Source organism: Streptomyces sp. NPDC001980 (assembly GCF_040296885.1).
In the GTDB taxonomy this organism is placed as follows: domain Bacteria; phylum Actinomycetota; class Actinomycetes; order Streptomycetales; family Streptomycetaceae; genus Streptomyces.
This window is the reverse complement of sequence record NZ_JBEOYD010000030.1, coordinates 34,181-57,433: the sequence shown is the minus strand read 5'-3', so window position 1 is coordinate 57,433 and position 23,253 is coordinate 34,181. Positions and strand designations below refer to the sequence as shown.

The following is a 23,253-nucleotide window of genomic DNA, read 5'->3' as shown; positions in this document are numbered from 1 at the left end:
GTTCGGCCGGATCGGACGCGCTGTCATCCGCAACAGCAGCTCGATCACCGTCGACGGCCGGCGCATCGCCGTCGCCAGGGAACCATGGACCGGGGCGGGTTCGTGCCCTGCTGCGGGCGGAAGGCAAACCCGGCGGCCTGCGAAGGAGGGGGTCATGCAGATCATCGAGGTGACCGGGTATGCCGACCGGTCTGCCGTGATCACCATGCGACGGACGCAGACGCCGCTTGAATTCGTGATCTTCCCGATGCTGCATGTGGCATCGCCGACGCTCTACTCCCAGGTCCGCCTCAGACCCAGGGAATGCGATCTCATAGTCGTCGAGGGAATCCGGGGGAGATCGGTCGGGGCAAGCGCCCTCACGCTTGTCTACCAGTTCGCCCCGCGCCGGCGGCGCAACGGCCTGCAGGAACAGCGCGATGAACTGGTGCTTCCCGAAGGCGTGCCGCTGGTCAACCCGGATGTGCCCGCGGCGGAGGCGGTCGCGGACCTGAAGACACTGCCGCGGTGGAGGTACGTACTGCTCATACTCGTGGCCCCGGTAAGGGGCCTGATGTTCGCGTCTATGAGTTCGTGGTGCCCATGGTTCCCCCGACCTGGAATGAGAGGGGCCGCGTCGAGGCGTACGCCGAATTCATGGGGCGGGGAACGGTCCCGACTGCCGTGGCGGTCTCCACCCTGGACGTATGCGAACCCGCCGCAGGCATGCCGACCGGCCATTACCGGCACTGGGGCCTGACGCACTTCCTCCTCGATGGCCACCACAAACTGGAGGCTGCGGCCATGGCCCGTCGGCCGGTGCAACTCCTTTCGCTCCTGGCCCTGGGTGAGGGCCTGGCCGGAGCTGAAGACTGTGCTCGACTGCCTGCGCTCCGCGCCCAACTCCCCTCGGCCCGAGCGACCGATCCCTGAACTAGGACGCGTCGGCGAAACCGGTGTGAGCCGTACGCCGGGAATCGTGTCACGGCCGCGGGGGCTCATCGGTGGTGCGGGTGACGGCCTGGTCGGCGAGATGGTGCCGCAGGACCGAGGCGAAGTCCGGGTCGGGGTGCAGGCCGAGGGCCGCGGCGCGGGTGTTGTCGAAGGCGGCGGGCCAGGAGCCCACGATGGCTTCGACGGCGGGATCGGGTGCGATGGTGACCAGGTCGGCGACCGTGTCTCCGGCAGCCTGCCGGAGCGTGGCCAGCATGTCGGTGACCGAGACGGTGAGGGCGGGCAGGTTGACCGGTGCCGTGCCGGACAGCTGTCCCGGTCCGGTGCCGCGGGAGACTTCGGCGAGGCGTACGAGTCCTCGGACGGTGCGCTGAGGTGAGGCGAGGGCGACCTGGAGGCCGGGGTCGACGGGGCACGTGGCCGAGAGGCCGGCGAGGGGGTCGCGGATGATGGCGGACAGGAAGGCGGAGGCGGCCGCGTTCGCTTTGCCGGGGCGTACGGCCACGGTCATCAGGCGGGCGACGCGTCCGTCGACGAAGCCGCGCCGGGTGCAGTCGGCGATCAGCTGCTCGCAGATGAGTTTCTGGGTTCCGTAGCTGGTGCGCGGGGTGGGGAGCGTGGACTCGTCGACGAGCGACGCCGGTGGCTGGTCGGGGTGCATGCCGTAGACGGCGAGGCTGCTGGAGAACACCAACCTCGGTACCGGCCCGCCGGCAGCGCATTGTCCGCGGGCGGCGTCCAGCAGGGCGCGGGTCACGTCGAGATTGGCGTGCATGCCCAGGTCGAAGTCCTCCTCGCACTCGGCCGACACGGCGGCGGCGAGATGAAAGATCACGTCGACCGGGTCGGCGAAGAGGTCGTCGAGACGGTCGGACAGGTCGCCGTGCACGACCGTGACGAGGGGATCGTCCACCCCGGCCGCGTCGTCGTGCACGATGCGGTCGGCGAGCACCATCCCTTCGATCGGTGCGCCGCAGAGCATCCGCTGTTCGAGCAGGGTGGCGGTGAGCCGGGATCCCAGGAATCCGAACGCACCGGTGACGGCGATCCTCATGTGTGGTCTCCTCGGAATCGGGCCGGATCGGGCCCCGGACGCCGCGGTGCGTGGCCGAAGCGCTCGGTGACGGGCTGGCGGGTGCGTGCGGAGGTCCGCGTGCGGTCCGGGCGCGGTTCCGGATCGAGGCCGGTCAACCGCAGGCAGAGCGTGTCGACCGGTGCCGCGGCCCAAGCGGTTTCGTCTTGGAGCCCGCACGCGGCGGCCATGACGTCCGCATCGGCTCCGCCTTCCCGTCCCGCCACCGCCCCGGCCGTCAGGGCGCGGGGCCGGACGAGTCCCGCGAGGCGTTCGGCCGGTGACCGGCGGACGTTGCGGCTGGAGGGGGCCAGGCCCTCGCTCTCGCGCACGGTTTCGACGCCGACGACCTCGACCGGCACGCGCAGATCGAAGACCATGCCCCGGAACAGGGCCGACTGCTGAAAATCCTTCGTGCCGAGGAAGACGGCGTCGGGGCGTACCAGGTTGGTCGTCTTCGGCATCACGGTCAGGACTCCGTCGAAGTGACCGGGCCGTCCCGCGGCCTCCAGACCCTCGCCGCCCGGACCGGCCACGACCCGTACCAGGGAACCGTCGCCGCGGTACACCTCGCTCGTCGCCGGCAGACACCCCACGTCCGCGCCCGACTCCCGGCACAGCTCGCAGTCCGCTTCCGGCGTGCCGGGGTGCACCGCGGGATCCTCGTACCGCGGCGGGTTCACATGCACCGTGACCACCACATGGCCGATCCGCCTCCCCACCAGCCGGACAGTTCGACAGCGACGTTGGGCTACCCCGGCCCGAGCAACAGCCAAACCGCACCCCGGAATGCCGCCACAGGTATGGGCCGAGAAGGGCCGAAATCGCAGTCGGCAGGAAAATCCTCAGCTGCCTCACGGACCAACTACCGCACACATGAGGTGGCCGGCGTGCTCAAGGGCCCGCCGCCCACACTCTGACGTGCGGTGACTGCGCGGCTTGCTTGGCCCGTACGGCCGAGCAGGGTGCTCAGTGTCCTGTACCACTGAAGATTGAGCGTGTGTCATCGAAATCTGAGTGGCCTGTGTCACTCGTGGTCGTCGAGGGGCGGTCACGAGTAACACAGGTCGACGACCAGATCGCATCGGGAAGCGGCGCTGCTCTGCCGTATCGCCAGGTGCCGGAGTGCCAAGGGCTCATTCAGCCCGCATCCCGAGCCGCTCGGCCAGGAAGGCGATGATCTCGTTCCGGGCCTGCATGGTGGGGTGACCGTCCTGGTCGACGAGGTGTGCCGTGACGACGCTGTGGGCGCAACCGCCGACGTCACGGAAGAAGGGCGGAGGGTTCGTGTTCGCCGTCTCGGCTTTGAGTACACGGCCGTCGAATGCGTCCCCGAGCAGCGCTCGGTAAGCCGCGAACCGCTGACCAGTGCACCACCTGTCGTTGTCGAAGCGGTAGGCGCGAACCTTCAATCCCTCTCGCGCTACGCGTTCAGCCACGGCAGCAGCGTCTTCGTCGCTGATCTCCAGACCGCCGGGATCGTCCAGCGGAAGGGACGGATGGTTGACCACTGGTGCGATGACAGCCGGTTCGAGCGCCATGGTCTGGGACGCGACGCACCATAACCATCGCCCAGGCTCGCGCGGAGATCGCCGGCGCACAAGGTCCTGCCGATCCTGCGGCCGTCGATGCACGTGCCGTCGTGCTGCGAGCCGAGGCAGCGGAGAGGGACGACGCCCTGCGGGCCACACTTCCTGTCGTCCTGCTCGAAGGGTCCGAGCATGCCGCCATCCTTGCCCAAGAATTCGCCAGCGCGGCCTTTCAGATTCGGCTCGCCGCTCGACAGAGGAACTGCTCCGACGCTGCCTCCGCGCAGGAGGCCCGTGATGAGCACGCTCACCTCACCAAAGCCATCGCCGCATACGTGACCGCGGCCCGGGACCACTTGAACGGCGACAACGCCGGGCCGTAACCACCCCTGGGTACAGCTCCATACATGGGTATGCCCTCACGCTGAGCGGTGTCGGGGACAACTTCCAGCTGCACACCGCTTGCGGACCGGCTTGTCGGTGACTCCGACCAAGGCATGGTTGGTTCAGCGGAGTTCCGGCTCACTCGCATTGACCCCCGCCGTCGAGAACGACTTCATGGCTTCAATGGAGAGGTGAAGCCGTGAGGCATGGCTACCAAACCCCTTTGAGAGGGTTCGTGATCTCTCCTAGGTTGGCCCGCATGATGATCGAGGTGCCCTACCGGTCGCTTCCGGTTGACCAGTCGGACGTTCGCTACGCCCACGGCCCCGACTCGGCTGTCCAGCCCGGCGTACCTGTCGGCGAGACAATCGAGTGCATCTGGAACGAGAGTGCGATCTACCCGGGCACGTCCCGCAGGTTCTGGGTTCACGTGCCCGCCCAGTACGACCCCGCACAGCCGGCGTCGCTGATGGTGTTCCAGGACGGATGGTGGTACTTGGACCCCGAAGGAGAGGTCCGCGGCGCGATCGTCCTGGACAACCTCGTCCACCGCGGCGACATCCCGGTCACCATCGGCGTGTTCGTCGACCCCGGCATCTTCCCCGACGCCGAGGACCCGAAGAACCGCAACACCGAGTACGACACATTCGACGACCGGTACGTCAGTTTCCTCCTGGACGAGATCATCCCCGAGGTCACGCAGCGGTACACGATCACCGAGGACCCCGATCGGTGGGGCATCTGCGGTGGCAGCAGCGGCGGCAACTGCGCCATTACCGCAGCGTGGCTGCGCCCGGACAAGTTCCGCCGCGTCATCGGGTACCTGTCCAGCTTCACGCAGATGCCGGGCGGCAACCCGTACCCCGAACTGATCCCCGGCGTTCCCCGCAAGCCACTGCGCATCTTCTTGCAAGCGGGCCATCGTGACCTGCGCTGGAACGAGCCCGAAGCGAACTGGCTCGCCAACAACCTGCGTGTCGCGGCCGCACTCGCGGAAGCCGGTTACGACTTCCGCCTCGTCCTGGGCGACGGCGGTCACAGCCCCAACCACGGTGGAGTCCTGCTCCCTGATGCCTTGCGCTGGTTGTGGCGGTCGGGTGATCGCCCGGATCAGCCGGTCGGCTGGAGCGGGGCCACTTCGTAGGGTCGCCGGTCTCGGATCAGGGCCCCCAGCACGTCGACCCTGCGGCGGGCGAGAGCGATCACGGCCTGGGTATGGCGTTTCCCCTCGGCCCGCTTTCGGTCGTAGAGGATTCGGGAGTTGGGGTCGTAGCGCACGCTCATCAGGGCGGACATGTAGAAGACTCGCTGGAGACCCCGGTGGTAGTAGCGCGGTCGATGCAGGTTGCCGTTCCGCTGCCCGGAATCGTGCGGTGCCGGTGCCGGTGCCGGTGCCGGAGCCAGGTCGGCGAAGGCCACGAGGCGGTCCGGGCTGTCGAAGGCCGTGAGGTCGTCGCCGATCGCAGCGAGGAATTCGGCGCCCAGTAGTGGCCCGATGCCGGGCATGCCGGCCACGGTGTCGGCCAGCTCGTGGGTCCGGAAGGGGGGCCTCCAGGGCGACGAGGACGGCTACCTCTACTCGCCGATACTCCGCTGCGCTCCGCGACGACGTGCAGCGCCTGCGAGACGTTGCGCGAACCTGCCACCGCGCGATCTCCCAGCCCGCAATATGTCCCCTATTGTGGCTTTCGGTGTCGTGTTTCGGTTGAGTCGATGGGATGGAGCTGGGGCCGTGGCGTTCGCGGAGTCGTCGGCCGGCGACGGTGGGGCGAAGTCCTCTCCCGGTACGGTCCCGGAGCCCGGGCAACGGTCCTGGGCACCGCTGCTGGCGGTGTGCGCCGGGTATTTCATGGTGATCCTGGACGTGACGGCCATCAACGTCGCCGTGCCGGTGATCGGCCGGCAACTGTCGGCCTCGCTCACCGGCATCCAGTGGATCACCGACGGATACACCCTGGTCTTCGCCGGACTCCTGCTCACCGGTGGCGCGTTGGGCGACCGGCTGGGCAACCGGCGGGTCTTCTGCGCGGGCGTGTCGGTGTTCACGCTCGCGTCGGCTGCGTGCGCGCTCGCGGTGAGCGCCCCCTTCCTGGTCGCGGCCCGGCTGGTGGAGGGGCTCGGCGCGGCCCTGATCGTGCCTGGCTCCCTGGCCCTGCTCCAACAGGCCTACCCGGGGACGGCGGCACGCTCCCGGGCCTTCGGACTGTGGGGTTCGATGGCGGGTATTGCGGCCGCCGCCGGTCCGCTGCTGGGCGGGCTGCTCGTCTCCACCCTCGGCTGGCGCTGGGTGTTCCTCATCAACCTGCCCGTCGGCGCGGCCTGCCTGGTACTGACGCTGCGACATGTGACCCGCTCGCCCCGGCGCGCCGACCGGGCCCTGGACTGGCCGGCGCAGTGCGCGGTGATGGCGACGGCGGCACTCCTGACCGCGGCGCTCAACGAGGCCGGCCGGCGGGGCTGGTCCGATCCGGCCGTACTCGCCGGGCTGGGCCTGGCAGTCCTGGCCGCCGCGGCGTTCGCGGTACGCGAGCGACTTGCCCGCTCTCCGGTCCTGCCACCGAGCCTCCTGCGCTCCCGGGCGATGAGCGGGGGAGCCGTCATCGGCCTGCTGTTCAACTTCGGCTTCTACGGCATGGTGTTCACCGCCAGTCTGGAATTCCAGCACCAGCGCCACTTCAGCGCCCTGGGCACCGGGGTGGCGCTGTTCCCGGCGGTGGCGATGACCATGTTCGCCTCCGTCCTGTCCGGGCGGCTGGCCCGCCGCACCGGCGATCGCCCGCTGGTGATCTCCGGCATGCTCCTGGCCGCCCTCGGGCTGACCGGCTGGGCCGCCGCGGGTGCCGACCCCGCCTACCCGTTGCTGGTGGCCCCGATGATGGCCGCGGGATTCGGCACCTCCTTCGCCCTCACCGGCTCGACCGCCACCGTGATGGGGACCGCGCCCGCGGCCTACTCGGGCGCCGCCTCCGCCTTGTTCAACACGACCCGCCAGATCGGCAGCGCCACCGGCGTCGCGCTCGGCGGCAGCCTCCTGGCCACTGCCACCGACTACAACACCGGCCTGCGTACCAGCATGGCCATCGGCGCGCTCGCCTACCTGACCGCCGCGGGCCTCGCATGGCTGTGCGTACCGGCGGTGCCACACAAGCCCAGGACTGCTTGAGAACGTTGTGCGGGTCTGCAGATGCGGAAGTTCCGTGCCTACGCGGAGGTGTTGGCGTGCGCCGGCTCTGCTGCGACGACGAGGGGCTTGACGGCCGGCGCGGGCATGGACCGGCGGAGTTGGAGCTGCCGCGTGACTTCCGTCAGGTCCGCGAGGAACATGCTCGCGAGCTCGGCGGTGAACCCGGTGCGGACGACGAGTCGCAGGACGGAGACGTCCTGGCAGGGCGCGGGAAAGGTGTAGGCGGGCAGCTGCCAGCCACGTGCGTGCATGGCGCGGGAGACGTCGAAGACGGTGAAGCCGTGGGCGCCGTGCGCGAGGCGGAAGGCGAGGGCCGGGAGTTCGGATCCGTCGGTGACCAGCTCGTAGGGCGGGAGGGCCCGGATGCGGGTGGCGAGCGCGCGGGCCGTCGCACGGTTCTGGACCGCGAGGTGGCGCAGCCCTTCGAAGCCGTACCGCAGGAAGCTGTAGTACTGCGCGACGACGTGGGCGCCCGGACGGGAGAAGTTGAGGGTGAAGCTGGGGGAGCGGCCGCCGAGGTAGTCGATCTCGAAGACCAGGTCCTCCGGAAGGGCCTCGGTGTCGCGCCACAGGGCCCAGCCGAGGCCGGGGAAGACGTGCCCGTACTTGTGCCCCGAGGTGTTGATGGAGGCGACGCGCTCGAGCTGGAAGTCCCACATCAGACCCGGGTCGAGGAACGGGGCCACCATCGCGCCGGAGGCGCCGTCCACGTGCACGGGGATGTCGGTGCCGGTCGCCGCCTGGTAGCCGTCCAGGGCCATGCAGATGTCGGCGACGGGCTCGTAGGAGCCGTCGTAGGTGGAGCCGAGGACGGTGGCGACGCCGATGGTGTTGTCGTCGCAGTAGGCGGTGAGGGTGTCGGGCGTGAGGTGGTAGCGGCCGGGCTCCATCGGGACGTAACGGGGCTCGACCTCGAAGTAGTTGGCGAACTTCTTCCAGCACACCTGGACGTTCGCACCCATCACCAGGTTGGGGCGGGTGGTGTCCTTCCCCTGCCTGCGCCGGCGCTGCTGCCAGCGGCGCTTGAGTGCGAGGCCGCCCAGCATCGCCGCCTCGCTGGAGCCGGTGGTGGAGCAGCCCCGGACCCGCTCCGGGTGCGGCGCGTGCCACAGCCGGGCGAGCATCCGCACACAGCGTTCTTCCATGGCGGTGATCTGCGGGTACTCGGCGCGGTCCGCGAGGTTCTTCTCCGCGGTGTCGGCCATCAGCTGCCGTGCCTGCGGTTCCATCCAGGTGGTGACGAAGGTGGCGAGGTTGCGCTGTGCGTTGCCGTCGAGCGCGAGTTCGTCGCGCACCTGCTGCAGCACGAGCTCGGGCGGGGATGCCGCCGCCGGCAGTTCGTCGGCGGGTCCGGGAAGCTGGGCGGCGGGCGGGATGTCGGTGTCGGTGTCGGTGTCGATGTGGAAGTCGGCCGTGGTGATGACGTCGGTATCCGGGATGGGCATGTGCGTCTCGGTGCTTTCTGGTGCGTGTGGCCCCCGTGCACCTTTGACGCTAGATCGCCGAGCGGTGCCGCATCTCTGCCGATTACACCGATCCAGCGACCGGTTTGCGGACCGATGAACTGAATTTTCCCTCGCGTATACGGGCGGACGGTGGCCGGGGCCGGATCCGGGGTCTGCGACAGGGGTCCACTACAGACCCGGAAGACGCCGACGGAAACGTTCTGATCGAGTCCGGCGACACCGGGCTCTGGGCCGCGGGGACGGAGAACTGGCCCTCCGGGGGGCCGTCGAAATCGCGCTGTCTGACGCCCAGCGGCAGTGCGGCGGTCGGCGGCATTGTCAGCGGAGTATTCGGCGGGATCGGTTACTCCTTCAGCCACCTGTCCGAGCGCGATGAGACGTGCGCCGCGGAACGAGCTATGCACCCTCGTTGTCACCGCGCAGGGAATGGATCATGCCCTGCAGGATCCGGAACGCGTCTGACTGCTCGGTCCCGGTCAGGCCGGCCAGCATTCTGGCCTCGACGGACCGGACGGCTGCGCTCGCCTTCTCGAGGCTTCGCCGGCCGCGAGGCGTGAGGCGCGTGGGAAGCGCCTTCCCGACGGGTGCCTCCGCAGGCCTGGTCACGTAGCCGTCTCGTTCCAGGGCCTGCAGCAGCACGTTCATCGTCTGCCGTGTCACGAACGCGCCCCGCGCGAGCTCGGAGTTCGACAAGCCCGGTCGTTGCGCCAGCAGCTCCAGGCAGGAGTAGTGCGTCACGCTCATCCCGAGCGGCCGCAGCACTTCCTCCATGGCCGCGCGGAGGGCGCTCGACGCCTCTTTGAGCAGGTAGCCCAGTGACGTCTCCAGGTCGACGCCAACACCTTCTTGACTCATGTCAGCATTCTGACATAGGTTGATGCGTGTCAGAAAACTGACATGCAAAGAAGGAGCGTCATCATGCCCGCCACCGGCCCCGACTTCATCTCGTTCCAAGTGCGCGACCTCGACGCTTCGCAGGCGTTCTACGAGCAGTACCTGGGCCTCGTCCGCTCGCCGGCCGGACCTGCGCACGCCGTCGTCTTCGAGACGAAGCCGATCGCGTTCGCACTCCGCGACGTCATTCCCGGCACGGACCTCGCATCCGTCGCCCAGCCCGGCATCGGTGCCGCGATCTGGCTCCACGCCACCGACGTCCAGGCCATCCACGACGCGCTCGTCGCCGACGGTCACACCATCGTCTCCGCACCGATCGACGGCCCCTTCGGCCGGACCTTCGCCTTCGCCGACCCCGACGGCTACCAGGTCACGCTCCACGACCGCGCCTGATCGACCAAACGCCACCGAACGATCATCAGCGGTTGCGCCCCGGGCTCGTGCGTGACGCCACCTTCTGCCCTGCTGCCCTGCTGCCCTGACGACGTTCTGCCGGCTGGATGACCTCGGCTTGCAAGGGGTCGGCCAACAGTTGCATCCCGACCACGCCGTGCTGCTCTGTCGAGTGGCCGCCCCTGACGACGGGTGCCATGCCTGCGGCTGCCTTGGGGTGCCGCGCGACAGCATGCTGCGCCGACGGGCGCACGTCCCGCTCGGTCGGCGGGCAACGAAGACCGTGCCGGACCGCGTCCATCTCGACCTGCTGTCGTACCCGGGTGACGACAAGACGGCTGAGGTGGCCAGGGTGCGGTCCCTCGGGGCCACCGACCTCGACGTCGGCCAGGTCGACGTCCCGTGGACCTCCCCGGCCGACCCGGAAGGCCACGAGTTCTGCGTCCTTGCCCCGTCCTGACGCGGGATACTCGCGGCGGCGTGTGAAGCGCGGCTCGTCTTCGGGAACGAAGCCGGATTCTCCCTCACGTCGGGATGCCCGCACCCGCACCTTCGGCCACACTCCGTGCTCCCATCCGAGGGACTGACGGGCTCCGCTCTCAGGTGCCCGCCGGTTCCGGGTCGCCCACCTCCCGGGGTGAGCGGGCGGCCGGTGTGGCGAAGACGGCCGCGACCACCAGGACGAGGACCAGGATCAGGGCGTGCCGCAGCCCGAAGTGCTCACCGAGGTAACCGAGGGAGGGCGGGCCCACCAGGAAGGCGACATAGCCGACGGTCGCGGCGAGCGCGACGCGGGCGGCGGAGTCGGCACCGGAATCGCCCGCCGCGGAGAGCGCGACGGGAAACCCGAGTGACGCCCCGAGGCCCCACAGGACGGCGGCGGCAGCCGCGACCGCCTGGTTGTCGACGAAAATCACGAGGGCCAGCCCGGCGGCCCCGACGAGCGCGCTCCCGCACAGCGCCGCCGCCCGCCCGAACCGGTCGACGAACCGTCCGCCGGCGAAGCGCCCCACGGTCATCGCGGCGGCGAAGACCGCGTACACGGCTGAGCCCAGCGCGGCGTCGAAGCCGTGACCGTCCACCATGACCAGCGGCAGCCAGTCGTTCGCGGTGCCCTCGGCCATGGCGAGCGCGAGGATGACACAGCCGATGAGCAGCAGCGCGGGATCCTTCCACACCGCGGCGCGCGGCGCGCCCGTTGCGCGGCGTCCGGCGACGGTCTGCCGGCCCACCTCGGCCGGGACCCGCCGGATGACCAGGGCGAGCGCGCCCAGCACCACCGCGGCCACGACGAGCAGATGGACCAGGACCGGGAAGCCGACCGCCGTCAGGCACATGCCGGCCACCGCCCCGAGCACGGTGCCCAAGCTGAAGAAGCCGTGCATGGCGGGCAGCGTGGAGCGGCCGAGCAGCCGCTCCACCTCGGCGCCCTCGACGTTGAGGGCCACCTCGCCGCCGCCCATGCCGAGTCCGAACAGCCCGAGGCCCAGCGCGACACAGGCCCCCGAACCGACGGCGGCCCCCACCCCGACCACCGCGGCACCGGCGGCGACGGTCGACGTGCCGGCAAGGATGACGAGCCGGGCACCCCAGCGGGCCACGACCGTGCCCGAGCACAGGATGCCGAGCATCGAGCCGACCGAGAGCCCGAACAGGATCAGACCCATCTGCGCCGTGGAGGCGCCGAGCATGTCGCGTACGTCCGGGGTGCGGGTGACCCACGAGGAGATGGTCAGCCCGGGCGCGAAGAAGAGGACGAAGACGGCGGTGCGACGCCGGGCGAGGTCAGAGGTCATGGGCGGTGGCTCCAGCGGGATCCGTTCACAAGTCTGTACGACCGTACACACAACCTGTACGTCTGTACACACTCGGGAGGGGGCAACCCATGGCACATTGAGGGCGTGAGCGGTACACGACGCGAGATCCCGAACGATCCCGGACGCAAGGAGCGGATCCTCGATGCAGCCCTGGACGTGATCTCCGAGAGCGGCGTACACAGCACCACCCACCGGAAGATCGCGGCGCGGGCGGACGTCCCGCTGGGCTCGCTCACCTACTACTTCGACGGTATGGCGGACCTGCTCGCCCAGGCCTTCGCCCGGCTGTCGGACACGATGTCAGGGCTGTACCGGCGGACGCTGGAGTCCGCCGCCTCCACGGCTGAGGCCGAGGCGGCCGTCGTCGAGCTGATCTGCGGTCCGGCCTACGCCACCGAACGCGACATGACCCTCATCTTCGAGATGTACGCCTACGCCAACCACAACGCCTCGGTCTCCGCCACGACCCGCACCTGGCTCGAACGCAGCAGGGACAGCCTCGCCCTGCACTTCGCGCCCGGAGTGTCCCGCGCCCTCGACGCGCTGATCGAGGGCTGGCCGATGCACCGGGCTTTCGCCGACGCACCCCTGGACCGCCGGCTGGTCACCGAAACGGTCCGCGCGATCGTCGCCGCCGACCCACGCCTGTCCACGGACGCCACCTGAACCGCACCGACGTCTGCGCGGTGTCGGCCATGGCGGGAGAGCAACCGGCGGCCGAGATCCCCGAGCCGGGCCCGTCCGCAAGCGGGCGGGCCCTTGGCGTTGCCTGTCGCACCCGGCCGCTCAGGGCCGGTGTGAGCGTCGACTTGTCCGCGCCGAGCCACCCGGCACCAAGATCCGTTCCAGCTGGGGGCACCCTGTCCACGGCTCAGGCCACGGTCCGCTGGACGTAGGGGACGAGCCGGACCGGGCCGACGAGCCCGTACGCCTGGCGTGTCGCCGTCCCGAACACCGCCGGGTTGCTGACCCGCAGCCGGTTGAACAGCGGGGTGGCGACCTCGACTTCGACCGTGTTGGCGCCGGGGCGGAGCAGACCGCCGAGGTCCACCTCGGGGTTGAGGCGGTCGACGGGCCCGACCCAGGTGCCGTTGACGGTGACCCGGCAGGTGTCGCCGACGCTGCCGAGCCGCAGCACGGCCCCCGTGGAGGAGGTCCAGGTCCGCGGCAGTGTGACGGTCGTCCGGTAGCGGCCGATGCCGCCGATGTCGGCCAGCTCCGGGATCTGCGACCAGGGCAGCAGCGCGTCGAGGGCGAGGGTGTGCCCGACGACCTCGGTGCTGGTGGCGTCGGCGCCGGGCCGCCAGTCGTCGACGGTGAGGGTCCACTGGTCGAGGGTGACGGGCGCGGGCACCTCGGGGATGTGCGCGGTGACCGTGCGCCCGTTCGACAGGGTGGTGGCATACGTGCCGGCCGTCGCCGCGCGCACGGCCAGCGAACCGTCCGCGAACAGCACGCTGTCCGCCTCGGTCGCCACCGCGTGCGGACGGGCCCCGGTGCGGTCCCCGAACGCGGCGGGCCGCGCCAGCGCGACGACGAGCGTCTCACCGGGCTGGAGCGCCACCCGGAACGTGAACGCGTCCCCGTCCCGGGTGTACTCGGCGAGCCGGGCGACCCGCCCGGTCCAGGGATCCAGCAGATACGGGACCGTGCCGGAACCGCTGCCCCGGGTGCTGTGCACCGTCACGTCGTGGTCGACGGCGGCCACCGGCGGCTTGACGGTCTCGGCGTGCTTGCCGTTGCAGAAGTAGTAGAAATCGGCGTCGTCGGTCGCCCGGTGCGCGTTGAGAAGGGTCGAGGACGCGCCGTAGGCGACGTCGGGCGTCACGCCGAGGTCTGCGAAGGCCGCGCCGACCAGGGTCTTGTCGGTGACCTTGCGGACGTTCGGCAGGGCCAGCAACCGGGCGGTGAGAGCACGCAGTTCGTCGGTCTCGCCGTCGTCGGGGAGGCCCGGCGTGAGGGCCTGGTCGAAGGCGCCGAACAGTACGGTGGGCAGCCCGGCCCGGGCGAACGCGAGCAGCCTGCGGGCGTCGGCGACGGCCAGCGTCGGGCTGGAACCGTAGAAGAAGTCGCCTTCGAGGAACAGCGCCTTGTAGGCGGGCCCGTCCGGCGCGAGCCGCTTTCCGGACACCCTGGCCGAGGGCAGGTCGAGCAGCGGCCCGCTGAGGAACTGGTGGGTCCACCCGAGCGGGACGCCGGTGGAGGTGAGCCAGGACGCGCCGATGCCGGTCGCGCTGTAGCCGGTCTGCCGGAAGACGGCGACGTCGGCGCGGACGGTGCCGGACTGGAGCACCTGGTGCACGCGCCCGAGGTAGCCTGCGATGTCCGGGACATGCCGCCAGGTGGGCTGGCGCGGTCCCCACGACTCGCCGTACCCCACCGCGCCGTTGTACGGGCTGAACGCGGCGAACCCGGGCCAGCCGACCCCCGGCACGGTCGCGTAGGAGAAGCCGTGGATCACGGTCTGGTTGACCCCCGCCGCGTACGCGCCGCCCATGGTGCGCAGGAACTTGTCCCAGGTCGTGTTGTAGGCGCCGCCCGCGTACGCGCCCGCCTCGCAGGACAGGACGCGGTGGCCGGCCATGTCGCGGCCGCCGGCGAGACAGCGGTAGTCGTCGAGGTTCTTGAAGCCGAGCGACTCGCCCTCGGGGATGTCGAGGAGGGCCGCCGAGGCGATGGCGTCGGTCTGGAGCCCGTACGGCTGTGAGCGCAGCTTCATGCCGTGGCCGTGCGCCCAGTCCCGCAGCGCCCCGAGATGGTGCTCGTCGAAGAGGTTCGACACGGTCTCCCAGAAGTCGTGCCGGATCTCCTGGGTGAGCCGGGCCTCGAAGGCGAAGATCTGGTTGCCGTTGTCGAGGACGACGGCCGGCAGGTACGGCAGCAGGTCGCGCCCGGTGTGCCGGCGGAACGCGTCGGGCAGCGCGGGCGTCCACTGCAGCCCCTTGGTCTCCAGCTCGGCGGAGTCCTCGAAGAAGGCGCCGCCCGCCGATCCGAGCAGTCTGCGCAGACCGGCGTCGAGGATCTCGCGGTCCCAGTACCGGGTGACGGCCTCGGTACCGGCCGCGCTGAAGTGGTCGACGACGTACGCGGCGGGGGAGGAGTGCGGGCCCGCCTCGGGCTGCTGCCCCGAACCCCGCTGCCAGTACGCCAGGATCACCCAGGTCGCCGAGTCCGGCGGGGTCCAGGACAGCCTGCCGCCGGACACCCGGGCGGTCAGGTCGGTGACGCTGTCGGCATCCAGGCCGGTCGCCTTGCCGCTGGAGTAGGCGGTGTTGACCCGGACGGCCTGCACCGCGAACAGCTCCTGCACGGTGACTCCGGAAGCGGCCGGGTAGACCGAGGCCGGCACCGGTCCGTCGTACCCGGCGCCGCCCGTCAACGTGACCTTGCCGTAAGCGAGTTCCTTGACCGCCGCGTCGTCGTCGGGCGTGACGCCCGGTACGGCGACGGGCCAGCTCGGGCCGAGGGTGAGGTCGACGGTCAGTCCGCGCCGGGCCGCCTGGCGCAGCGCGGCCTTCACACCGTCGCGCCAGGGGGCGCTGCCCCAGCCGTGACGGTCGGTGTCCAGCACAGAGGTGTCGGCGATGCTGTGGTGCACGGCCGCGATCTCCGCCCCGCCGAATCCCGCGTCCGCCATCTGGTCGACCTCCCGCGCGATCTCGGCCGGATCGACCAGCCCGTCCGGCCACCACCAGCGGAACTTCGGCCGAACGGCCTTGGCCGGCTGGGCGAACCAGTCGGCGGCGGCTACGGCCCCGTTGGCGACGGCACCACCGGGCGCGGAGAAGGCCCCCGCCGCAGGCCCGAGGGCGGCGAGGGCACCGGCCGACACACCGGCCGCAAGCACCGACCGGCGGGTCGCCCCGCCGCGCTGAGAGGAGGATTCGAGCATGGTTCAACCCCAAGTGGTCCCAAGCGCGGTCATGGACAAGCCATGGAGTGAATCGTTTCAACCAAGATGGACGCGGGAACGGTAGTCCGGTCCGCAAACCGAGGTCAAGAGATGTGACGACGATTCAAGAGGACGAAGACTGCCGAGGGTTGCCGGCTCGCCCCGCGCCGTGACCCGGCGCTGACGCCCGTCAGGCCACCTGGCCGCCGTGCAGCGCGGTGTAGGCACCGCCCCGGCGCAGCAGTTCCTCGTGTGTGCCGATCTCGCGGATACGGCCCTCGTCCATCACCACGATGCGGTCGGCACCGCGCACGGTGGACAGCCGGTGGGCCACCACGAACGTCGTACGGCCGCGCAGCAGGCGGGCCAGCGCCTGCTGCACCAGCGCCTCGGAGCGGGTGTCCAGCGCAGAGGTGGCCTCGTCCAGCACCAGGACGCGCGGATCCCGGATCAACGCCCGTGCGATGGCGAGGCGTTGACGCTGGCCGCCGGAGAGCCGGGCGCCGCGCTCGCCGACCACGGTGTCCAGTCCGTGCGGCAACTGGTCCACGAACTCCAGGGCGTTGGCGTCCCGCAGCGCGGCGCGCACCGCCTCCTCGTCGGCATCGTCCTCCATGCCGTAGGCGACGTTCTCCCGGACCGTGCCGTCGAAGAGGATCGACTCCTGCGGCACGACCGAGACGAACCGCCGGTAGGTGCGCAGGTCGAGGCCGCTCATGTCGGTGCCGTCCAGGAGCAGCCGGCCGGAGGTGGGCCGGATGAATCCGATGACGAGGTTGAGCACGGTGGACTTGCCGGCCCCCGAGGCGCCCACCAGAGCGACCGTCTCGCCCGGGACGACATCGAGACTGAACTCCGCCACGGCCGGACGCCCGGTGTCCTCGTAGCCGAAGCCGACCCGCTCGAAGGTGACCGCCCCACGGACGGCGGTGACCTCCTCCCGGCCCTCGTTGTCCTCCAGTTCGGGCGCCTGGAGCACCTCGCCCACCGAACGCACCGACTCCAGGCCCTTGGTGATGACCGGCGCCAGACTGGTGAGCGTCGTCGTGGAGTTGGTGAGCGTGGTGAGGAAGGCGCTGAGCATGACGACGTCGCCGGGCGTGACACCCCACACGCCGTAGTACGACACCAGCGCGGCGGCGGCCAGGACGGCGACGCCGATCACGTTCAGGACCACCCAGGCCAGCGAGCCGAAGCGGCCGTTGACCAGGTCCAGGCGCATCCCCGAGGTGAGCAGCCGGCTCAGGGTGCCGTCCATCCGGCGCAGCGCCTTGCCCTCCAGGCCGTGGGCCCGGGTGACCGGGATGAGCCGCGTCATCTCCGTCACCCGCGAGGACAGCGTCTCCACCTCGTGGCGGAAGTGCTCGTTGTGGGCCCGCAGCCGCGCCCGCAACCGGGCCACGAGCAGGGTTGCCGCCGGCACCACCACCAGGAAGACCGGCAGGAACTCCGGTGTACGGACGCCGATGATGACCAGTCCGCCGGTCAGCACGGTCAGCGCGCCCAGACCCTGCTCGGCGGTCTGCTGGACCATCTGCTCGACGGTCTCGACATCCCGTACGACCTTGGCCTGGAGCACGCCCGCGCTGACCCGGGAGTGGTAGCCGATGGACAACTGCTGCATCCGCGTGCACAGCGCCGAGCGCAGCGTGGTGCCCATCCGGCGGACGCTGCCGTAGAGGAGCCGTACGTACAGCACGTGCAGCGGATAGTTGACGAGCAGGATCGCCATGATGACCGCGACGGACGTCCACAGCCGGGAGACCGGCCCGTGCTGGACGACCGTGTCCACGACGGAGGCGGTGATCAGGGGCAGGAGCCAGACGGGGCTGTGCTTGACGGTGAACACGCCGACCGCCGCCGCCAGCTTGCGGCGGTCCGCGCGCAGCAGATAGGCGAGTGTCCGGACGGGGTGTTCGCCCCGGTAGCGGTGGTCGAGCGGCCGTTCCGACGTCGACGCCATCGGCGGTGATCCTCCCCTGTCCCTGTCCCCGACCTGTAGCAACCGCTTTCCCTCGGTTCGCGGGCCACCGTACCTCGCCCGGATGGCGCGAGCGCGGGATTTTCGGGAGGGGCCGGGAGCCGGCGGCTGTCCGGCCGATGCGTTTGAGGCCGGGGTGAGAGAAGGTGGTGAGGGGGCAGGGGTGCACGGATGGGCGGACGCCCCCTTCGAGTCCGTCGTCCATCGCGTCGTCCGTCGCGTCGTCCGGGAAGGGGCAGCCATGGCAGGGTTCGAGGCCGGCGCCGAGAGGGAGATCCTCGGCCACATCACGGAAATGATCAGCCAGGAGAAGGAACTGCGCGATCGTCTGGCACGGCAGGAGATCGACGAGCCGACCGAGCATGCCCGCCTGGCCGGTCTGGAGACCGAGCTGGACCGGTGCTGGGACCTGCTCCGGCAGCGCCGGGCCAGGATCGAGGCGGGACAGGATCCGGGCGAGGCGAACGTCCGTCCCGCGTCAGAGGTGGAGGACTACCTGTCCTGAGGACCGCGTCACCCGGCTGATCCCACTGCTCCAAGCCGTGCCGCCGGTGTGGGGGAGCGGGGTCGGCCTCGGCGCCGCCCGGAGGCGGGGCTGGGTGACCACGGCTACGACCACGACACGTACCGCCGCATGGTCTGGGATCCCAACGCCGGGTCGTGGAGCGGGCGTTCGCCCGCCTGCCCTGGTTCCGCCGCCTGCGGATCCGCTGGGAGATCCACGACGCCATCCACGAAGCCTGTCTCACCCTGGACCGCGCGCCGCTCTGCCGGCGACGTCTGAACAACACATCGCCATGAGCTTCAGGACAGTGCGGGGCGTAGGTGACAACCGTCTGAGCCGACGCGCGCGCTGCGCTGCCTGCGCGCCACGCCGACGCTTCATGGGGAGGTCGTTCGTTCACCGCGGACGGCAAAAGGCAACGGCAAGGAGATTCCGACTCCTTGCCGTGCTCAACGTATAGCGCACCGGGGGGCTTGCGGCAAGGTCCCCGTCAGGCCGCAGAATCGCCGACCGAGGCCAGTACCTGCGGAAACGGGAGTCGCGTAGTGCGTGTGTTGTTGTCGACGTATGGGTCGCGCGGGGATGTCGAGCCGCTGGTGGCGCTCGCGGTGCGGTTGCGGGAGCTCGGTGCGCAGGTGAGGGTCTGTGCGCCGCCGGACGAGGTCTTCGTCCGGCTGCTGGCGGGGGCCGGCGTGGAGGTGGTGGCGGTCGGCAGGCCGATGGGCACGATGTCGGCGCCGTCGACCCGATCGGCGGCCTCCCGCCGGGTGGCCGAGCTGGCCGCGCAGTTCGACACGGTCGTCGCGGCCGCCGAGGGATGCGACGTCCTCCTGGCGACCGGGCTCGCGCACTTCTCCTCGCGGTCGGCGGCCGAGAAACTCGGTATCCCCTACGTGTACGCGACCTTCTGTCCGTTCCTGCTGCGGTCGCCGCACCAGGCGCCCCCCGCGCTGCTGCCGGGCCAGTCGTTCCCGCCGGAGGTGACCGACAACCGGACGCTGTGGGACCTGAACGCCCGGACCTTCAACACGCTGCACGGCGAGGCGCTCAACGCCCACCGGGCCTCGGTCGGTCTGCCGCCGGTCGACGACGTCTACGGTTTCGTCTTCACCGACCGGCCCTGGCTGGCGTCGGACCCGGTCCTGGGTCCGTGGCAGGAGACCACTGAGTTCGAGGTCGTACACACCGGGGCGTGGATCCTTCCCGACGAACGCCCGTTGGCGGACGACCTGCTGGCGTTCCTGGACGCGGGCACACCCCCGGTGTTCGTCGGCTACGGCAGCATGCGGGGCGTCTCGGCGGACATCGCCCGGGTGTCCATCGAGGCGGTCCGCGCGCACGGCCGCCGCGCACTCGTCAGCCGCGGCTGGGCCGAACTGGCCCTGATCGACGACCGCGACGACTGTTTCGTCGTCGGCGAGGTCAACCAGCAGGCACTGTTCGCCAGGGTGACCGCCGTCGTGCACCACGGCGGCGCGGGCACCACGACGACGGCCGCCCAGGCAGGAGTGCCACAGGTGGTGGTGCCCCAGGCGGCGGACCAGCCCTACTGGGCCGGCCGGGTCGCCGCCCTCGGCATCGGCGCGGCACACGACGGCCCGACTCCGACCACCGAGTCCCTGTCAGCCGCACTCGGGACCGCCCTCGCCCCCGAGACCCTCGCACGGGCGAGGGCCGTGGCCGACGGCATCCGCATCGACGGAGCAACAGTGGCCGCGAAACTACTGCTCGACACCGTCAGCCGAGAAAGGCCGTCGGTACCCGCGTGAACCCCATACGGGATCACCGAGCCGGGAAAGTGCCCGGCGCCGGGTTACACCGCCGCCGCGACATGCTCGAAGAGACCGGCATAGTCGGTGGCCTTCTGGTCAACGTCGTACTCACCGGTGAGCAACAGCACTGGCCTTCGAAGACCATTCTGCTAGGAGTCCTAAAGAGGACGACGTCCCGTACGGCATTGCCACGCACTTCGGGCGTCATCGAGAGCCACGCGCGCCTTCGGGAGCCTGACGTCCGCGTCCTGGCGGGCCCGTATGTTCTCCAGCCGCTCCTTCGCCGCTTCCATCTGCTCCGTCGCCGAAAGAGCTTCCCGCAGCTTGGCCTTGGCCGCACGGACACTACCGACCTGCTGTTCCCGCAGTTCGCCCGCCGCCGCGGCCGTGTTCTGGACCTGCACGGCGAATCGGCGCACCGCGTCCTCGGTGTACTCCGCGTCACCGTAACGCTCCATGCGCTCGCGTCCGTCGGGCGGCGTGAGATACACGTACGACGTGCCCTTGGAGCTGCCCAACTCGAACCGGACCTGCAGGCCCGCCAGCGCAACCTCGTCGTCGCGGACGACAACCGCGTGCTCGTACAGGGCGATCTCGCCCAGCTGCTCGATCCGTGCCCCGCGGTGCGGAGTGTGCAGCTGCTCCAGCTCGGACTCTGCCCGGCGGACCCGGCGCCGGTAGGTCCACTCCGCCCGCTTCACCGCGGCCTGCGCCTGCCACCTCTCACGCCGAGCTGTCCGGCGCAGCCCGCGTACGGCTCCGCGGGCATCCTCCAGAACTCTGCGCGCCTCCCGGTGCTCCTCGTGGAACGCGTACGTCCAACCCCCGGGGTACCGGACAAGCCGCCAGAGCACCCACCACACCCCAAGGGCCGCTGCCGCGACGACCCACCCCAGTGCGATCATGTGTCCCCCTTCCGCGGCTGCGCCGCCGCGGCCGCTCCCAGAAATAGCGGCGCACCGAGGAACTGGTCAACTCACCCTGGCGCGAGCCGAGGTACACGAGCCCCCGCATGGACGTGGGACCGGAACGCCGAAGGCGCTGGCTCACGGTACCGGCGCCCTGATGCCCCGCGTGTGGAGCAACGACCGGGACACGGCGATTCTGGCCGGTGCCGTCGTCCCCGTCGAAGTGGAGGGCCGTGCCGTCAAGGTGCTGCTCATTGGCACTCGGCTGCACGACTACGGCGACGTGTTCGTCGCAGAGCTGCTCAGCGACCTATGACCGCTCGCCGGTGGCCGGGCATCCTGGTCAGGCCGCGACAGCATGGCGTCCTGGTGCTGCTCGTTCTCGGCTGAGGTTCCTGTCACAGGCGGCCGCTCTGTGGTGTGCGGGGCACTACACGTGCCAGGGCCGAGGCAAGAGCGTCGGAAATGCCCGGGCAGCCGACCACGTTGTGGAGGGTGTGGTTGTGAAGGGGACAGTGTCCCCGGGCCTCACCTATTGCCCATGAGGACGATCGTTCGGCTGAAGCCTCATGGAGCCTTTCGCCGCGTAGGCGACCGCCCCTTCACGACCACGAGCACGTCCTGTGGTTCCAGCCCTCCGGGCGGGGCCACGCGAGAAACGGACGCCTGTGACGACCGCCGCCAGCGAATCCTCCACCGAGCTTGTCCCCGGCCGGGTCTGGACGATCCGCTTGACCGGGCACGCCGACCGGACCGCCACGGTCACCTGCAGCACCACGGCATGCCGGATGCCGCCCCGCTCCAAGGACCTCGCCGGGCTGCGGGCGTTCGCCGCTCAGCACGCCGCGGCCCATGCGCGGGTGGCCACCGTCCACGCCAACGCCTGGTGCCACTGCGTCTCTTCACAGTGCGCCGCCCACCCCGACACGGCTACCCACTGTGCGGGCGGCGTAGCACTCGTTCTCCAGCACGATCCCCTCGTAGGACGCGTCTGGACGCCTGGCATGCACGCTCGATGATCCGCACCAGTCCCATGTAGTCGTCGTCGCGTACCAGATGGGCACGCCGGAAGGGCCGCACGTGGCGGCGTCCCAGCATGGTCCCGTCCAGGCCACCCCGACTCAGAACGCGGCGCACATGGCCACCTCGCCGCCGGCCCCTCGCGAGCGTTGGCGTCATGCCGCTTCCCCGTGCGACACACGCCAACAGCCAGGCCGGGCTCCTCTCGCTCCTGGTTCCCCTGCAGAGTGTTGCTCTGACTTGCCCGGCGAGATGAGGCTTTCGGATATTCACCTGAAGGACGCGCAGTTGTGTCGGGCCCTACTGGAAGGCCGGGCGGCAGTGGTGAAGATCGGGCGTTGTCGAGCCCGCCGACACCGCGATGTACGCGAACTCTCCGCTGGTCGACTCCTTAGAAGCTGTTGTCTTTTCGGGTGTGATCGGTGCGTTTCCGCTGGTCGGGGATAGCAGTGGTGATTCCGTGGGAGTTGTGGCCTGTCGGGTCGTCGCTCCCCGGGAGGTCATGAATGCCGTCAGTCGTCGGACTGCTGGAACAGCACGAGCTCGCCGCTCGCCGCTCGCCGTCGAGTCAACGGGCTGCGGGAGGAGGCCGACCGTATCCAGGCCGAACTGGCCGCGGCCGAGCAGGAATGGCAGGAGTGGGCGATTGCTCGCAGGCGGGTCGACACGGTGCTGGCTCCGGACGACGGCAACACCGCCGGCACGGAGGTCACTGAAAGCCTGTGAACAAACTGATTGTTTAGGGTGCTTGGCGGTGGTGGAGCGTGAGGCGCTCGTTGTCGACGCCGGAGTGCGGGTTCGCTGACGCATGCATGCCGAGAGTGTGACCACCGTGACACGGCATGTTCATGTTCGATTCACGTGGTTAACCCTTCTGCCCTCAATCCTCGCGATCATGAAATCTAGGAAGACCCTGAGACTGACCCTGCCCATGATGTTTGCTGCCCTCATGCTCACCGTGGCGGGCTCGATGTCCAGTGCGTTCGCGGCGACCGACTGGGTGTACAAGAACGCCTACGAGGGCAACTGCCTCACCGGCTCCACCACGACCAGCAACGTCTGGTCGGGCCCCTGCGACCAGTCGCCAGGCACCTACTGGAACTGGGGCAGTTCGTATACCGCCTACCCCAGCGGGATTACCTACCGCCAGCTGAAGAGCTGGTACACCGGCAAGTGCCTCACCACGGACAACGAGACCGACACGAACGCCGTGTGGCTGAGCACCTGCGACAGCGGCCTCCCCTCCGGGCAGTTGTGGAACGGCGACAACAACGAACTCGCGGCCTACAGCGGGTTGAATTACCTGCGCACCTCGGCCAACGGCGATGCCCTCTACTCCACCTCCTGGGGCCAGTCCGGCATCGAGTGGGGACGATGGACCTGGTACGGCACACACAGCTGACCACTCCACGACGTGACGAGGGCCCTGCTGGTTCGGTCGCGAGGAAGAGTGGACGCGCATAGTGCTCTGACCCGCGACTCAGCAAACTGATCGTCGAGGAC

19 protein-coding genes and 2 pseudogenes are annotated in these 23,253 nt (G+C 70.1%); 11 read left to right on the top strand and 10 right to left on the bottom strand.

Going from position 1 to position 23,253, the window contains the following annotated elements:
- The first annotated feature begins 154 nt into the window (after positions 1-154).
- The gene (locus ABT137_RS35530; RefSeq protein WP_351715260.1) at positions 155-739 is read left to right on the top strand and encodes a hypothetical protein; all 585 of its coding nucleotides are present in this window, start codon (positions 155-157) and stop codon (positions 737-739) included.
- A 222-nt stretch (positions 740-961) separates the two neighbouring features.
- Here the strand turns inward: ABT137_RS35530 and denD are convergent, their stop codons facing one another.
- From denD to ABT137_RS35515, 3 genes are all read right to left on the bottom strand, one after another.
- Positions 962-1,987 (bottom strand): D-erythronate dehydrogenase, encoded by a 1,026-nt coding sequence (gene denD / locus ABT137_RS35525; protein ID WP_351715259.1) that lies wholly within the window; start codon positions 1,985-1,987, stop codon positions 962-964.
- Positions 1,984-2,727 carry a pantoate--beta-alanine ligase gene (locus ABT137_RS35520; protein ID WP_351715258.1) on the bottom strand — a complete coding sequence of 248 codons (744 nt, stop codon included), beginning with the start codon at positions 2,725-2,727 and terminating at the stop codon, positions 1,984-1,986. The genes denD and ABT137_RS35520 overlap by 4 nt, the downstream gene beginning before the upstream one ends.
- Before the next feature lie 414 nt (positions 2,728-3,141).
- Positions 3,142-3,546, bottom strand: coding sequence for a hypothetical protein (locus tag ABT137_RS35515; RefSeq protein ID WP_351715257.1), 405 nt, complete (start codon positions 3,544-3,546; stop codon positions 3,142-3,144).
- 571 nt (positions 3,547-4,117) lie between these two features.
- Here ABT137_RS35515 and ABT137_RS35510 point away from each other — a divergent pair.
- Positions 4,118-5,062 (top strand): alpha/beta hydrolase, encoded by a 945-nt coding sequence (locus tag ABT137_RS35510; RefSeq protein ID WP_351715256.1) that lies wholly within the window; start codon positions 4,118-4,120, stop codon positions 5,060-5,062.
- On the opposite strand, the pseudogene ABT137_RS35505 reads toward ABT137_RS35510, so the two are convergent.
- Positions 5,029-5,460, bottom strand: a pseudogene (locus ABT137_RS35505) (transposase); the annotation flags it as partial. The gene ABT137_RS35510 and the pseudogene ABT137_RS35505 overlap by 34 nt on opposite strands.
- Before the next feature lie 190 nt (positions 5,461-5,650).
- On the opposite strand from ABT137_RS35505, the gene ABT137_RS35500 reads away from it, so the two are divergent.
- Positions 5,651-7,081, top strand: a complete 1,431-nt coding sequence (locus tag ABT137_RS35500; RefSeq protein WP_351715255.1) for an MFS transporter — start codon at positions 5,651-5,653, stop codon at positions 7,079-7,081.
- Between the two features lie 38 nt (positions 7,082-7,119).
- On the opposite strand, the gene gad is transcribed toward ABT137_RS35500, so the two are convergent.
- Positions 7,120-8,547 (bottom strand): glutamate decarboxylase, encoded by a 1,428-nt coding sequence (gad, locus tag ABT137_RS35495; protein ID WP_351715254.1) that lies wholly within the window; start codon positions 8,545-8,547, stop codon positions 7,120-7,122.
- A 417-nt stretch (positions 8,548-8,964) separates the two neighbouring features.
- The gene (locus ABT137_RS35490) at positions 8,965-9,423 is read right to left on the bottom strand and encodes a MarR family winged helix-turn-helix transcriptional regulator (RefSeq protein ID WP_351715253.1); all 459 of its coding nucleotides are present in this window, start codon (positions 9,421-9,423) and stop codon (positions 8,965-8,967) included.
- A gap of 63 nt (positions 9,424-9,486) precedes the next feature.
- Between ABT137_RS35490 and ABT137_RS35485 the strand changes: the two genes are divergently transcribed.
- Together ABT137_RS35485 and ABT137_RS35480 are read left to right on the top strand one after the other, a co-directional pair.
- On the top strand, positions 9,487-9,855 hold the full coding sequence (locus tag ABT137_RS35485; RefSeq protein ID WP_351715252.1) for a VOC family protein: 369 nt from the start codon (positions 9,487-9,489) through the stop codon (positions 9,853-9,855).
- Positions 9,856-9,919: 64 nt separating this feature from the next.
- Positions 9,920-10,315, top strand: coding sequence for a VOC family protein (locus ABT137_RS35480; protein WP_351715314.1), 396 nt, complete (start codon positions 9,920-9,922; stop codon positions 10,313-10,315).
- A gap of 139 nt (positions 10,316-10,454) precedes the next feature.
- On the opposite strand, the gene ABT137_RS35475 is transcribed toward ABT137_RS35480, so the two are convergent.
- A complete protein-coding gene (locus tag ABT137_RS35475; protein ID WP_351715251.1) occupies positions 10,455-11,651 on the bottom strand; it encodes an MFS transporter in 1,197 nt (398 codons plus the stop codon).
- Between the two features lie 105 nt (positions 11,652-11,756).
- On the opposite strand from ABT137_RS35475, the gene ABT137_RS35470 reads away from it, so the two are divergent.
- Complete coding sequence (locus ABT137_RS35470; protein ID WP_351715250.1) at positions 11,757-12,338, top strand: TetR/AcrR family transcriptional regulator; 582 nt, start codon at positions 11,757-11,759, stop codon at positions 12,336-12,338.
- A gap of 205 nt (positions 12,339-12,543) precedes the next feature.
- On the opposite strand, the gene ABT137_RS35465 is transcribed toward ABT137_RS35470, so the two are convergent.
- Positions 12,544-15,564 carry a glycosyl hydrolase gene (locus tag ABT137_RS35465; protein WP_351715249.1) on the bottom strand — a complete coding sequence of 1,007 codons (3,021 nt, stop codon included), beginning with the start codon at positions 15,562-15,564 and terminating at the stop codon, positions 12,544-12,546.
- 190 nt (positions 15,565-15,754) lie between these two features.
- Positions 15,755-17,527, bottom strand: coding sequence for an ABC transporter ATP-binding protein (locus ABT137_RS35460; protein ID WP_351715248.1), 1,773 nt, complete (start codon positions 17,525-17,527; stop codon positions 15,755-15,757).
- A gap of 259 nt (positions 17,528-17,786) precedes the next feature.
- On the opposite strand from ABT137_RS35460, the gene ABT137_RS35455 reads away from it, so the two are divergent.
- A complete protein-coding gene (locus ABT137_RS35455; RefSeq protein WP_351715247.1) occupies positions 17,787-18,050 on the top strand; it encodes a DUF2630 family protein in 264 nt (87 codons plus the stop codon).
- A 545-nt stretch (positions 18,051-18,595) separates the two neighbouring features.
- Positions 18,596-19,819, top strand: a complete 1,224-nt coding sequence (locus ABT137_RS35445; protein ID WP_351715246.1) for a glycosyltransferase — start codon at positions 18,596-18,598, stop codon at positions 19,817-19,819.
- 161 nt (positions 19,820-19,980) lie between these two features.
- Here the strand turns inward: ABT137_RS35445 and ABT137_RS35440 are convergent, their stop codons facing one another.
- Complete coding sequence (locus ABT137_RS35440) at positions 19,981-20,727, bottom strand: hypothetical protein (protein ID WP_351715245.1); 747 nt, start codon at positions 20,725-20,727, stop codon at positions 19,981-19,983.
- A 160-nt stretch (positions 20,728-20,887) separates the two neighbouring features.
- Here ABT137_RS35440 and ABT137_RS35435 point away from each other — a divergent pair, with 160 nt between their 5' ends.
- The 3 genes and pseudogenes from ABT137_RS35435 (at position 20,888) to ABT137_RS35430 (ending at position 23,152) form a co-directional block, all read left to right on the top strand.
- Positions 20,888-21,046 carry a hypothetical protein gene (locus tag ABT137_RS35435; protein WP_351715244.1) on the top strand — a complete coding sequence of 53 codons (159 nt, stop codon included), beginning with the start codon at positions 20,888-20,890 and terminating at the stop codon, positions 21,044-21,046.
- 1,210 nt (positions 21,047-22,256) lie between these two features.
- Positions 22,257-22,452, top strand: a pseudogene (locus ABT137_RS51095) (hypothetical protein); the annotation flags it as partial.
- Between the two features lie 193 nt (positions 22,453-22,645).
- Positions 22,646-23,152, top strand: a complete 507-nt coding sequence (locus tag ABT137_RS35430; protein ID WP_351715243.1) for a hypothetical protein — start codon at positions 22,646-22,648, stop codon at positions 23,150-23,152.
- The last annotated feature ends 101 nt before the right edge of the window (positions 23,153-23,253 follow it).